Origin of the sequence: Flavobacterium ajazii, assembly GCF_010614725.1 — a bacterium.
Taxonomy (GTDB): domain Bacteria; phylum Bacteroidota; class Bacteroidia; order Flavobacteriales; family Flavobacteriaceae; genus Flavobacterium; species Flavobacterium ajazii.
The window spans coordinates 96,571-110,666 of record NZ_JAAEHL010000016.1 but is presented as its reverse complement, the minus strand read 5'-3'; the positions used below and the strand labels follow the sequence as shown (position 1 = coordinate 110,666).

At 33.8% G+C, this 14,096-nt stretch carries 11 protein-coding genes; 4 read left to right on the top strand and 7 right to left on the bottom strand.

Annotated elements, in window-relative coordinates; all coding sequences use genetic code 11:
• The 3 genes from GWR14_RS22490 to GWR14_RS22480 all read left to right on the top strand — a co-directional run.
• A partial coding sequence (locus GWR14_RS22490) for a T9SS type B sorting domain-containing protein (protein ID WP_163411387.1) occupies positions 1 to 2,340 on the top strand: 2,340 nt, incomplete at its 5' end.
• A gap of 59 nt (positions 2,341 to 2,399) precedes the next feature.
• A complete protein-coding gene (locus GWR14_RS22485; RefSeq protein WP_163411386.1) occupies positions 2,400 to 3,308 on the top strand; it encodes a PorP/SprF family type IX secretion system membrane protein in 909 nt (302 codons plus the stop codon).
• Between the two features lie 2 nt (positions 3,309 to 3,310).
• The gene (locus tag GWR14_RS22480) at positions 3,311 to 5,251 is read left to right on the top strand and encodes an OmpA family protein (RefSeq protein ID WP_163411385.1); all 1,941 of its coding nucleotides are present in this window, start codon (positions 3,311 to 3,313) and stop codon (positions 5,249 to 5,251) included.
• A gap of 526 nt (positions 5,252 to 5,777) precedes the next feature.
• Here GWR14_RS22480 and GWR14_RS22475 read toward each other — a convergent pair.
• From GWR14_RS22475 to GWR14_RS22445, 7 genes are all read right to left on the bottom strand, one after another.
• Positions 5,778 to 6,881, bottom strand: a complete 1,104-nt coding sequence (locus GWR14_RS22475) for a Fic family protein (protein ID WP_163411384.1) — start codon at positions 6,879 to 6,881, stop codon at positions 5,778 to 5,780.
• 151 nt (positions 6,882 to 7,032) lie between these two features.
• Positions 7,033 to 7,611: a DUF4833 domain-containing protein gene (locus tag GWR14_RS22470; protein WP_163411383.1), complete on the bottom strand. Its 579-nt coding sequence runs from the start codon at positions 7,609 to 7,611 to the stop codon at positions 7,033 to 7,035.
• A gap of 241 nt (positions 7,612 to 7,852) precedes the next feature.
• Positions 7,853 to 8,284: a GtrA family protein gene (locus GWR14_RS22465; protein ID WP_163411382.1), complete on the bottom strand. Its 432-nt coding sequence runs from the start codon at positions 8,282 to 8,284 to the stop codon at positions 7,853 to 7,855.
• Between the two features lies 1 nt (position 8,285).
• A complete protein-coding gene (locus GWR14_RS22460; RefSeq protein ID WP_163411381.1) occupies positions 8,286 to 8,972 on the bottom strand; it encodes a CDP-alcohol phosphatidyltransferase family protein in 687 nt (228 codons plus the stop codon).
• A 154-nt stretch (positions 8,973 to 9,126) separates the two neighbouring features.
• Positions 9,127 to 9,933 (bottom strand): phytanoyl-CoA dioxygenase family protein, encoded by an 807-nt coding sequence (locus GWR14_RS22455; RefSeq protein ID WP_163411380.1) that lies wholly within the window; start codon positions 9,931 to 9,933, stop codon positions 9,127 to 9,129.
• A gap of 224 nt (positions 9,934 to 10,157) precedes the next feature.
• Positions 10,158 to 10,946 (bottom strand): SDR family NAD(P)-dependent oxidoreductase, encoded by a 789-nt coding sequence (locus GWR14_RS22450; protein ID WP_163411379.1) that lies wholly within the window; start codon positions 10,944 to 10,946, stop codon positions 10,158 to 10,160.
• Between the two features lie 138 nt (positions 10,947 to 11,084).
• Positions 11,085 to 11,831 (bottom strand): carbonic anhydrase family protein, encoded by a 747-nt coding sequence (locus tag GWR14_RS22445; RefSeq protein WP_163411378.1) that lies wholly within the window; start codon positions 11,829 to 11,831, stop codon positions 11,085 to 11,087.
• 311 nt (positions 11,832 to 12,142) lie between these two features.
• Between GWR14_RS22445 and GWR14_RS22440 the strand changes: the two genes are divergently transcribed.
• Positions 12,143 to 14,083 (top strand): metallophosphoesterase family protein, encoded by a 1,941-nt coding sequence (locus tag GWR14_RS22440; protein ID WP_163411377.1) that lies wholly within the window; start codon positions 12,143 to 12,145, stop codon positions 14,081 to 14,083.
• Positions 14,084 to 14,096 lie beyond the last annotated feature (13 nt).

The window sequence follows — 14,096 nt, the reverse complement described above, 5'->3', positions numbered from 1 at the left end:
GACGGAACCGCTACAGCTACAGCCAACGAACTGATTACCGTTACGGCAGTCAATGATGCTCCGGTTGCAGTAAACGATACTAATGATATTATCCCATCAACAGCTGGAGCAACGAAAATCAATGCTTTAACAGGAACAGACGTTGATGGAACAATTGCCAGTTATACAGTTTTAACGTTACCATCTCAAGGAGTTTTAGCTTTATCAGGATTTGCTGTAACAGTAAATCAGATTTTAACACCAGCTGAAGCAGCAATGCTTACTTATGATCCAAGTGGAACATTTACAGGTAGTGACAGCTTTAGATTTACAGTAACTGATGATCTCGGAGCTGTAGCTTTATCAGATGCAGTTATAATAATTCCAGTTGCGAATAATGCGCCGATAGCTAATGATTATACTAATACAAGTATTCCTTCAAGAGCAGGAGCAACACCAATTAATTCTTTAATTGCAACAGATACTGACGGAACAATTGTGAGTTATACTATTTTAAGTTTACCAGTTAATGGAATCTTAGCATTATCAGGAATACCAATAGTTGTAAATCAGGTATTGACTCCTTTAGAAGCAGGCATGCTTACATATGATCCTAGTGGAGCATTTTCAGGTGAGGATGTATTTACTTTTACAGCTACAGATAACAATGCTGCAATTGATACTACACCTGCAACAATAAAAATGGTAATAGAGAAAACGCAAATAAATGCAGTTGCAGATCCAATAAACGATGTTGTTGGGATTGATAAGGTTGTAAAAGTCCTAAATGTACTCGATAATGATACTTTAAATAATAGTACGACATTGATAACAGATGTTAATTTAAAAGTAGTGACACCAGATCCAAGCGGAGTATTAACATTAAAATCGGATGGTTTGATAGAATTGATTCCAGATGCACCGGCAGGAACATATTATTTGACATACGAAATTTGTGAAAAAGCAAATCCTGTAAATTGTAGCTCTGCTATTGTTTCGGTTACAGTCGTTGCACCAACTATGACAATAACAGCCAATAGTTATTGCAATAATAATGCACCTTATGTCTCTTATAATGTGACAGCAGATAATTTTACCCCAACAGGATTATTAACAATTAACTGGATAGACAGTGCTAATAATGTTGTAGCAACTCAAAACAATATGCCATTAAGCGGTAATGTATTATGGCCAGGAGCAATTGTTGATAGTAATGATAAGCCAACAGACTGGCCAGGATGGATTTTAATTAATGATCAATGGATAGAAGGGAACGATGGTTTTGAATTAACAAGACCGGCAGTTACAATGCAATTTACATTAAACCCTACTAAATCTTTAGTTGTTAACTACCCTGCAGCAACATCTGTATGTAGCGCTAAACCAACATTTGGGATTCAGGCAGAGAATGAGGATGATATAACACTCGCGGACGGACTTAATGGGGGATTAGAAGTAATCAATGTTCTGGATAATGATAAATTAAATGGAGTTCCTGTTAAGGCTTCGGATGTTATTGTAACAGGGTTAAATCTTCCAGCAGGTATTACGCTGAATGCTGATGGAACGATTGATGTAGCGCCAGGTACAAAAGGAGGGAATCATATTTTAACGTATCAAATATGTGAAAAAGCTAATTCAACTAATTGTAGTACAGCAACAGTTAAGATTTTTGTTGAAGTCCCTGCAATTGCTATTGTGAAAACAGTTGTACTAAATGATACAAATAAAAATGGGTATGCTGAGGCAGGAGAGACTTTAACGTATAGTTTTTCGATAACAAATAGCGGTAATGTAGATCTTGAAAACATACTGGTTTCTGATCCCTTACCAGGAATTGTTATGAGTGGAAATCCAATTAGTTTGGGAGTTGGTCAAAATGATAGTTATTCAATTACCGGAACTTATACTTTAACTCAAACAGATGTAAATGCCGGAAGTATAAGTAATCAGGCTACAGTAACAGGGATAACCAAAAGCGGAATCATTGTTTTAGACAAATCAGATTATAGTGATCTTGATGGAGAGAAACCAACTGTATTGGAATTAAGTGGTTGTGTAATAGAAATCTTTAATGCCGTTTCTGTAAATGGGGATAACAAGAATGAGAGATTCTATGTACAAGGCATAGAATGTTATCCGGATAATACCGTACAGATTTACAATCGTTGGGGAGTTTTAGTTTACGAGAGACAGCATTACAATAATAATGACATCGCTTTTAGAGGTGTTTCAGAGGGACGTGTTACTATTAAAGACTCAAACGGACTACCTGAAGGTACTTATTATTATATCATTAAGTATAAAGACATGCAGTCTAATCCACATCAGAAAGCAGGGTATTTATATCTAACCAAATAATATTTTGTACAATTTAAATGGCTTAGTTAAGGCTAAGCCATTATTTAAAAATGAAATAAATGAAAAAAATATTTTTAGTTTTATTGTTTTGTTCGGTTGCAGGTTATGCTCAGCAGGATGCACAGTTTACACAATACATGTATAATACCATTAATATAAATCCAGCGTATGCCGGATCAAGGGGGAGCTTGAGTGTTTTTGGATTGTACCGTACGCAATGGGTTGGTTTAGATGGAGCACCAGAAACCAGTAGCTTTTCAGTAAATACTCCATTGGGTAATAATGTAGGGCTAGGAGTTTCGTTAGTAAATGATAAAATAGGTCCAACAAATGAGAATAACATATCAGCAGATTTTTCATACTCTATACCTACATCGGCAACTACGAGACTCTCTTTTGGTATAAAAGGATCTGCAAATTTATTCAACCTTGATCCTAGTAAACTGAAGCCTGAAAATCAGGGAGATTCACAGTTTCAGAACTTCAAAAATAAATTTTCGCCAAATATTGGAGCTGGCATTTATTGGCATACAGATAAAGCTTATATAGGTTTATCAGTACCTAATTTCATTCAGACCAATCGTTATGACGACAACGAAGTTGCAATCTTCAAAGATCAGATAAACTATTACCTGATTGCGGGTTATGTATTTGATTTAGACCATTATGAAACCATAAAATTCAAACCTGCTTTGTTAACTAAAATGGTTGAGGGCTCACCATTGCAGGTTGATGCCTCTGCAAATTTTATGTTTAACGACAAATTCGTAATTGGTGTTGCTTACAGATGGAGCGCCTCTGTAAGTGCATTGGCTGGATTTCAGATTACTGACAGTTTGTATTTAGGTTATGCTTACGATCGTGAAACAACAAAATTGGTCAATTATAATTCAGGATCACACGAGATATTTTTGCGCTTTGAATTCTTAAACAAATATGGACGAATAACTTCACCAAGATTCTTTTAATTATGAAAATTAAAAAAATAATTTACACTGTATTTTTACCTTTTATCTGTTTTAACGGAATGGCTCAAAAAACAGTTTTGAACAGAGCAGAGAAAAACTACAATCAATATGCCTATGTAGATGCAATTTCTATCTATGAGAAAGTAGCCGAAAGCGGGTATAAGGATGAAAAAATGTTTCAAAGATTAGGAAATGCTTATTATTTTAATGCAGAACTTACAAAAGCAGTAAAGTGGTATGATGCATTGTTTTCTTTAAACAATGAACAGGAATCAGAATATTATTATAGATATGCACAGTCTCTCAAGTCGATTGGAGATTATGCTAAATCAGACCGAATGCTTGACGTTTTTAATCAAAAAACGAAGACAGATACAAGGGGAGTTTTGTTTGAAAACAATAAAAACTATTTAGAGCAAATAAAATTAAACTCTGGAAGATTCGAAATATCAGATATAGGCATTAATTCTAAACAATCAGATTATGGCAGTACGATTTTTAATAATAAACTAGTATTCGCCTCTGCAAGAGATACCGGAAATGTTGCCCGAAAAACATTTAAATGGACCAATAAGTCTTTTACAAATTTATATGCGGCTGAATTAAAATCAGATGGAAATTTGGAAGATCCGGTTCGATTTGAAAAAAAGATTAATTCAAAACTAAACGAATCAACCCCTATTTTTACCAAAGACGGAAAAACGATGTATTTTACAAGAAATAACTTTTTGAGTGGAAAAAAAGGAAAAGATAGTAAAAGAATTACTTTATTAAAATTGTATAAAGCAGATTTTGTAAATGATAAATGGACAAATGTTGTAGAATTACCTTTTAATAGTGATCAGTTTAGTGTAGCTCATCCGGCTTTGAGTACAGACGAAAAGAAGTTATATTTTGCATCAGATATGCCAGGAAGTTTAGGGCAGTCTGATCTGTATAGTGTTGTAATTAATTCGGATGGTACGTTTGGGAAACCCGAAAATTTGGGAACAGGAATTAATACAGAAGGAAGAGAGACATTTCCTTTTATATCGGGAGATAACGAGCTTTACTTTGCCAGTGACGGACGTCCGGGATTGGGAGGTTTGGATATATTCGTTGCAAAGATTAAAGCGGACTCTGGCTTTTATGAGGTTCAAAATATCGGAGAACCGGTTAATACTAAATTTGATGATTTTGCTTTTATAATTGAAAGCAGTACAGGAAAAGGTTTTTTCTCATCTAATAAAGAAGGAGGAAAAGGAAATGATGATATTTATAAATTTACAGAAACAAGAAAACTGGATTGCGAAAAGAAATTAATAGGAACCGTAATAGATTCTAATACCAATGAAATTTTAAGTGAGGCAAAAATAATTTTGCTTGACGATAAGTTTCAACAAATTGCAGAAGTGATTTCAGGGATAGATGGTACTTACAATTTTGATGTTAAGTGTAATAAAACGTATCATGTAAGAGTTGCAAAGAAAGATTACGAAACCAATGAAAGTATTATCACCATTCAGCCCTCAATTGATAAATCAGAATTAGATGTTAAATTAGAAAAACAAGTTAAGGAAATAGGTGTTGGAACAGATTTAGCCAAGACCTTAAATATTCCGATTATTTATTTTGATTTAGATCAATCATTTATTCGTACAGATGCTGCTTTTGAATTAGAGAAAATTATAGCTGTTATGAAGCAGTATCCAAGTATGAAAATAGATGTTCGTTCTCATACAGATAGTAGACAAACCAAAAAATACAATATGCTATTATCCAACAGAAGGGCCAAAGCAACTATTGAATGGTTTGTAAAAAGAGGAGTTGCAGTAAACAGATTAACGGGTAAAGGATATGGTGAAAGCAAATTGATTAATAAATGCTTAGATGATATAAATTGTACAGAGGAGGAGCACCAATTAAATAGAAGAAGTGAGTTTGTAATTATTTCAATGGAGTAGTTTTTCTAATCTGATTTTGTTTTTGAAATGTTTATTAAAAAGGATGTAAGTTTGAAGTAATATTTTATTGTCTTGAAGCTTACATCCTTATTTTTATAATAAAAAATATTTCGTTAGTATTTTTTAGTCTTTATGATAGTGCAGACGAAAATTCAAAGTTTTTCATGTAATGTGAATTTGAAGAAATTTTTTAGAATACTAATGTTACATAATTAGAAATAAAAATGATAAGAATGTATCATGAATTTAGGTTTTTAAAGAACAATACATGCTGTGACACTCGATGGGTTTATTATAAAGCTTACACTGTTTGTATTCGGACTACAAAATTAAATAACAATAAAATCATAATTTCAAGCTATCAAGAAACGTTAAAACGGGAATAAGGTGTTCGATTGTAGCCCCATCCACTCCACAAAAAAAGCCTGTAAACTTACTATTTACAGGCTTTTATTTTTGGTTGACAATGTAGTTAATATTTAGCTTTCCTGATAATCATAATTTGTAATCCATAGTTTAAATGTTGCTATAGAAAATTCTCTTTTAAGATATAATAGGTACTTCTGCCTCCTGAATTGGCTTTAATCAAGATATCTTTATTTATTAAATCGGTTATATCTCTAAGCGCTGTATCCGGTGATGTTTTAGTTATTTTTGCCCATTTACTTGTATTTAAGTTGCCTTCAAAATTATCCATCAGTTTATCTAGCATCTTCTTCTGACGTTCATTACTGATTAAGCCTGTATTTTTAACCCAAAAATGGTGCTTTTTTACCACCTTATCAACGATTGTACTTGAGTTAAGAATACTATTTTTTAGACACTCCAGAAACCAAACAATCCATTCTGTAATATCTAAATCATCTTTTTGAGTTTTCTCTAAAATAGTATAATAACTTTTCTTTTGTTTATTTACCTCAGTTGACATACTGTAAAACCTTTGATTGACTCCATCTGATTTTGAAAGTTGCATATCTGTAATAGCCCTGGCAATTCTTCCATTCCCATCATCAAATGGGTGTATGGTTATAAACCATAGATGAGCTACGGCTGCTTTTAATAATGATTCCAGATTTTGTTCGTTGTTGTACCAGTCTATAAATTGTTCCATTTCTGAAATTAACTTTTCGGCTTCGGGAGCTTCATAATGAACAATTTCTCTGCCCATTCCACCTGAAACTACCTGCATAGCACCGGAACGCCAATTAGCTACTTCGATTTTATGCATTCCGCTTCTTCCTGTCGGAAATAATGCGGCATGCCAACCAAACAATCGTTCTTCTGTCAAAACTTTGTTATCGTTTTGAGTGGCGTCAAGCATTAATTCTACAATTCCATCAACATGTCTGTCAGAATGTTCTAATCCTGAATATTCTAGTCCAAGTCTTGTTGCAATAGAAGAGCGAACAAGTTCGGGATTTAAAATTTCTCCTTCTATTTCAGAAGTTTGCAGTACATCCTGAATCAGAGTTTCTAAATTGGCTTCTCCTTTTAATTCGAAACCCAGCAATTCCACTTTACCCATAAGTTTTCCTTGCAAGTTCCTTACTTCGCTTAACAATGAAATAAATTCTTGCTCATTCCAATACAAATGAGGCCAATTTTTAAGTTGATGAATATAAATTGCCATTGATTTTTAGTTTATGCGGTAAATATAGTAATTATTCTCCGCAAAAGATGCGGTAATTAATTGATTGTCCTCCGCATTTTTTCGATATTCCAGATTATTTCGTTGGCGAAACCATCCAAATTGGATTTGAAATAGTTGCTTAACCAACGGGTTATTTCAACAGCATTCTTTCAGTAATTGTTTTATTTGAAGTAGCATCAATTCCGGTAACTTCGGCGTACTTTACATTTGGTAACCAAAAAGAACCGCCTTCAATACGTACAAATATTTTTTCTACCTGTATTTTTTTCTGATTTACATTTACAAAAACATGATATTTTTGATCTGAATCTGTCTTTTTCAAGGTTAAGGGTAACTTTTTATATGATACAAACTGAAGTTCAAACTCTTCATTATTCAAGGTTTTACTTTCTATTCCATATGCAAATTTGCGTTGTATATAACTAAAATCTTTTTTTTCTCCTTTCTCAGCATATCGAATCCAATACGCTTTTATAGGGTTGCTTTTGTCTATTTTTCCATTTTCCTGATAGTTTATGGTATAAATAGCAGTGTTTATATTTGGATCCCGCTGAACATAAAATAGCATATTGTCTATATTCTTAGGAGTCGGAAAATGTAATGGCGATGGATTTTTGGATTGTGCCAATAGATTTCCGGAAATTATATTTACTAAAAACGTTATAACGATTAGTGATTCTGTAAAATATTTAAATGATAATTTTTTCATAATAAAATGTTTTGTAATCCGTTGAGTGCAATTTTTAACACATAGAAGCATAGATTTAGAAAGCTTAAAAAAGGCGCTTCACTTGTTTAAATAAACATAGTTGGCTATGTGTTAGAAACTAATTTCTTTTTGTTTTCTTTTTTGCATATGGAATCTATGTTTCTATGTGTTGAATAGAAAAAATACGAGCCCCGGCGAAGCGAATAGGCGGAGTAATTGTACCCAGCTGATTATTTATATACTAATTAGATTCAATTACATCCGGTTTTTCGTTTACCCTAAAAACCCAATATTTAATCAGTGGATAATTAAAACCATAAGAAACAAAAAGATCTGTGATTAATCTTCCTATTCTGTAATCGATTAGAAATACTTTTTGAAAAATAAGCGTACCTAATGATTTTAAGGAAATGCTTCCCAATACAACCATGGCAAATTTTAAAAGCTGACTATTGATGTGGCTGCTATAACCACATTGATTTTTAAATACCCAAAATCTATTGATGCTGAAATTGATAATGGCACCAACGGTTCCGGAGATTAGAATCGAAAAGGTAAAATGCAATTTAAATACTTCTGTTAATACAATCATTAATCCATAATCGGTAATGCCACCTATAAATGCTGCAACTTGTGCTTTTAGAAAAGTAAAAATGGATTTTTTCCTGAACATATCAGCCTTGGTTTTTATCTCTTAAATCGCCCAATTTCAAAAGTTTAAAGCTGTCTATGGTGTTAATTACAAATAATATGATAGTGATTAAGCCAGCTAAATATGTGATTGATCCGTGAAATAAAACTTCTGCAATTAAAATTAAAGCAATAATAAATCGAAGTTCTGTTGGTCCAACAAAGCCCGAATCTATACTGTATTCATTTGTAATTTTGTAGCGTAGCTGGCTGATGATAATCGACCAGCCATACAATGCGACAAAAGCAAAGGCTACTATTTGTGTGCCATTTTCAGCATAAATGTAGTAGCCAAAGCCTACAAGTACAATACCAATCCAGTCGGCAATAATATCAAGTGCAAAGCCATACCAACGACGTGGAATATTTCTGTAATAAGCCAGTCTTCCGTCTAAAGAATCACCTAACCAATTTATAGCCAGTCCGATAATCCCCAAAAGCAAATACCAGTTTTTTAAATAAGTACCTAAAACAAAAGCCAAAAAAACTATTCCCGAACCAAGCGTGCCAAGTAAAGTCAGTAAGTTTGGCGAAATGATTTTAGGCACCTTTGGAAGTAAAAATGCAATCGTTAGCTGTTCTGCTCTTTTTAAAATATTAGTTCGCTTGCGATCTGAAAATGTTCTTTGTGCAATTGCTTTATAATCCTCAATCTGTGTTTCTGTTCCCATTAATAGCGCAATATTTGTAAGCCAGACAGTATAGCCAATTCCAGTTTTGCAATTTTAAATTTTACTTTTCTTTGCGTATTTTTAAGAAAATCTGTGGTACTTTTTAGCTTACCTGATCTAACCAGATAACTAAATGCGATAATAAAAAGCATAATTATTTAACAATTCCCGCAAAACGTTGGTAGAAAGCCGTTGGACTATTCTCATCTTTTGGAGCATATTTCCCTGCTATAATAGGAATATAAATAACTCTTCTTCTGCTTTCTTCACCACGAACAGATGATTCTGCAACTCTGTGCCACAAACGGCCATCATGAATGGTTAAATCCCCGGCTTCCGGAATAATGGAGACTTCCTCCGGATCGGCTTTGTGATCTAAAAAGTATTTTTTACGGAAAAGCATTTGATAAACACTTTGCTTGTGAGTCCCCGGAATGATTTTAAGACCGCCGTTTTCGGGTTTTAAAGTGCTTAAGTGGATACCCACATTTAACATTGGGTTTAATTTTGTACCATAAAAAATATCTCTCAAACCATCTGTATGCCAGCCCATTTTAGCAAATTTACTTTCCGGTCCATTGATATAATGATTAAAAACCATTCCGTCTTTTTCCTCAGTACCTAATCTTGCGCCTTCGCCTGCCAATGGTAATAAACCATTAAATCTTGGATCAAGTAAAAGCCCACTTAAGGTTTGATGATGCTGATTGATAAAGGCAAAACGCTGTACAATTGGAGATCCATCTAAATCTTTTCCGTATTTGATTGGAACACCATTTACTTTTTCAAGGTTGTTGTCAATCCATTTTTGCTGCACTTCTTTAGAGGCATCAATGATGGATGAAACCGTTTCCGGATTTATAAAATTTTTGAAGTGGATAAAACCATGTTCGTTAAAAAAGTTGATCTGCTCAGCAGTTAATTGATTAGCAAGGGTAAATGTTTTATAAGAAGATACCATGATATATATATTTAATAAATGAAATAATAAGTTTGAAATTTTTCTAAAAGTTTAGCAACAGCAACAACAACAGCAACACATTCGCATCATTGCGTGCATTCGGCTTTTAGGCAAATTAAAAGTATTTCTTTTACTATACATATTCTATCGAATTAGTAGACATTGCAAATGTAATATAATTTTTCATTTGCAAAGAATATTTTTTTATTTTTTTGAAAAAAAAATTAAATTTTATAGATTCCGGCTGCCGTTTTTTCGATAAAAGCCTTTGGTAGTATGCGGTTAGCATAAACCGAAATGATATTGGTAAATCCCGGAATAACTTCTGATTTTTTGCTGAACATAGCTTTTACTGCCATTTTTGCTACTTCATCAGGCTGCATATTAAACTTTTCAGCCATTTTGTTAAGAGCGCTTAAACCAGCTCTTTCAGCAAAACCAGTATCAACCGGACCCGGACTAAAACAAGTTACTGAAATTGAAGTTTTGGCCAGTTCAAAACGCAGGGCACGCGTAAACGATAAAACAAAAGCTTTTGTAGCCGAATAAACGGCCAGAGTAGGCACAGCCTGATATGCAGCAGTACTCGATATATTTAAAATGTAGGCTTGTTTTTCCTGCGAAAGTATAGGTACTAATAAATGTGAAAGTTCTACCACCACATTCATGTTAAGCTGCATCATGCCAAGCTGATCAGTTAGAGTAGACTTACTAAAATCGCCCCACACACCATAACCGGCATTGTTAACTAAAATGCCAACCGTATAGTTATTCGTTTTTATCCAGTCGGTTACTTTTTGTGATGCGTCATTTGTCGAAAGATCAATCGATAAAAAAGGAGCATTGATGCCGTATTTAACCTTAATATCATCAGATAGTGCTTTTAATTCCTCCTCACTTCTTGCAACAAGCAATAGTGGATGACCCTGTTTAGCCAATTCATAAGCAATAGATTTTCCAATGCCTTTGCTGGCACCGGTAATTAAGGCATATGGTTTCGTTTTTTCGCTCATTTTAGTATTTTAATCATCAAATATAAAGATTAATTCATAAAAATGCTTTGAGGTTTTCGACAGTTGAACACCTCAAAGCATTTTTTAATGGAACAATTTGTATTTTGATAAATAACAAATCTGTTGGTTTTCTGATGATTACAAAAATGTCACCGTTCCGTCTTTTATATTATAGTAAGCTCCTACTATTTTAATTTCGCCTCTGTCTTCCATTCCTTTTAATTCCGAGCTTTTTTCCCGAATTGTTTTTATAGTATTAATTACATTATTTTTTGCAACATAGGCCACATATTCTTTGTTTTTAGAAGTTTTTTCTCCATCAAAATTTTGTGAAGCAGTTACTGCAGGTTTTATATTTTCTATCATTGCAGTTATATTATCGGTGAAATGTTCGTTGTTAATAGTAGCAGTAATGGCACCACAGGACTCATGTCCCAGAACAACAATTAATTTTGCACCCATAAGTTTGCATCCAAATTCCATACTTCCCAATAAATCGGTGTTGACAAAATTTCCGGCTACGCGTCCTACAAAAAGATCACCGATACCTCTGTCAAAAACGTCTTCGACCGGAATTCTACTGTCGAGACAGGAAAGAATTACTGCTTTAGGGAATTGACCAGGAGCTGCATTACGTACCATTGCAGAATGATCCCTTGCTGTAATATTATTGGTTGAAAATCGTTTGTTGCCTTCTTTCAGGCTTTTGATAACTGCATCAGGTGTTAGAGCAGCTTGCTCTTTTGCAGTTAAAACCCGTTCTCTTAAAGGTGTTGGAACAGGAGTAATTTGTGGACAGTCTTTTTCTTTTCCTGAGCTATTGCAGGAAAAAAGTACTAGTGTTGCCGCAATGGCTACATAAATTGTGTAAATTTTTCTTTTCATTTTGGTGAGATTAAGAGTTGAATTTAATGTAAGAATAATCATGTTACTTAATTAGCAAATATATGATGTTTGTGTTGTATTTTAGAACAAATGTTAATTTAAAATCATAATTTATTAAAAATAACTGTTTTAATATCAGTGTTTTATGTTTTTAATTGGTTGGGAATTCAATAAAAACAGGATCTAGCAAGTTATCTATGTCAAAAATATAATAAGCCATAAAAATTATCATTCGGTAACAATAGGGTAAACGAATTTTGGATTTTAATCAATAGAATTGCAGACTTTTAAATTCCATTCAAGCTTAACTTATGATTCTCAAAATTACTTTTTCACATAAAGGCTGTTTGTCTGTTTTATTTTTCGTTTTTTTCAACTTTACAATTTCAGCACAAAAAGAAAATTCTCTTAACGGAGTTCAGGTTGCTTTTTTGTCAGATGTACACTTGCAGGATTTATTCGGAAAGTTTTCGGATAATGAATATCGGGGCGTTTTGAATCCCAAATCCGGTAAATATACTTTGGCAAGAACTATGGCTTCTCAGCTGCATTCGACCCGCATTTTTAATGAAAACTATTTTGCTTTCATCGCTGCTTTAGAAGATATTGCAAAGCGAAATATAAAATACGTAGCACTTCCGGGAGATTATACAGATGACGGCCAGCCGATACATGTGCGCGGACTGGAAAAAATCCTTGACCAGTATCGAAAAAAATACAATATTGAATTCTTTATCACTACCGGAAATCATGATCCTGTCGGTCCTTTTGCTCAGGAATCCGGTAAAGAAGATTTTTTAGGAAAAGAGGGTAAAAGTCAGCCCATTTATAGCAAAGACGGATTGTATAAGCCGAATTTAATTATGGAACAGCCTGTAGTGGTTACTGCCGATATTGCTAAAATGGGTTATTTAGGAATTACAGAGGGATTGAAACATTTTAGTTTTTACCCCGATAAAAAATACAAATTCTGGTCAACGCCTTTTGCGGGTTATACCAGTCAAAATTACAATTACAAAAAGGCTGAAGAAGCGGCTGAATTATCAAAAAGGGTTTATAGTGTGGCACCGGGTTACGAAGTTCCGGATGTGAGCTATGTGGTTGAACCTCTAGAAGGGCTTTGGCTAATGGCTATTGACGGAAATGTGTATATTCCAAAGAAAAATGGTTCAGATCCAAAGGATTCCGGAAGTTATTCGGAAGCGAGTACGGGGTATAATAACGTGCTTTCAAATAAAAAACACCTTATAAAATGGGTCGAAGATATTTCGGCGCAAGCCAAAGAGCAGGGTAAAATACTGATTGCTTTTAGTCATTTTCCGATGATTGATTTTAACGATGATGCCTCGGCAGAAATAAAAGAACTTTTAGGGCCAAATAAATGGCAATTGAACCGTGTTCCGGTTGAAGAAGTGGCGCAGGTTTTTGCCGATGCTGGTTTGAAGATTCATTTTGGCGGACACATGCACATCAACGATACAGGTATCCGAACCACGGCAAAAGGAAACACTTTGGTTAATATCCAGACACCTTCATTGGCAGCCTATATTCCGGCGTATAAATTACTGACGATAAAAAAAGATAATCTGGTTGATATTCAGACTATCACAATAGATAATGTTCCCGGTTATGATGAACTTTTCGATTTGTATAAAATGGAATATCAGTTTTTGGAAAGTCAGAATACCAAAGACATTTGGAATATCGATATTCTGAAAACCAAAAGTTATCATGATTTTACCGATTTTCATTTAAAGGAATTAGTGCGTCTCCGATTTCTAAAAGATGACTGGCCTTCTGCGTTTAAAGATTTTTTTCTAAATGTTTCAGGGGAAGAACTGCTGATTTTGGCAAATATAAATTCAGATCAGGATTTTGATGTGATCTTGAAAAATAAAGAGTATTTTAAAAAAGAATGGACAGAAGCGCAAATCAAAACCGATAAATTCTTAATTGAAAATCAAGTAAAAAGAGCAGATTTCAACTGGAACGGCTACGATTTTTTAGTTGATTTTTATCGTTTCAGAAGCGCTGACGAACTGGCTTTGGCAGATGTTGGAGAGGCGAGAGCCAGACAATACAAATTATTATCTCAATTGTATTTCGAAAATTATAAAGACAATAATTCAAAAGAAAAACCTTTACAAAAACAATTACGTTTGTTTTTAATCATCTTCAATAAATTCATGCGTGAAATTCCGGCAGATCATTTTACAGTGAATTTGAAGAGTGGGGTTATTAACCGCAAGTAACGCTAAGTTTGTT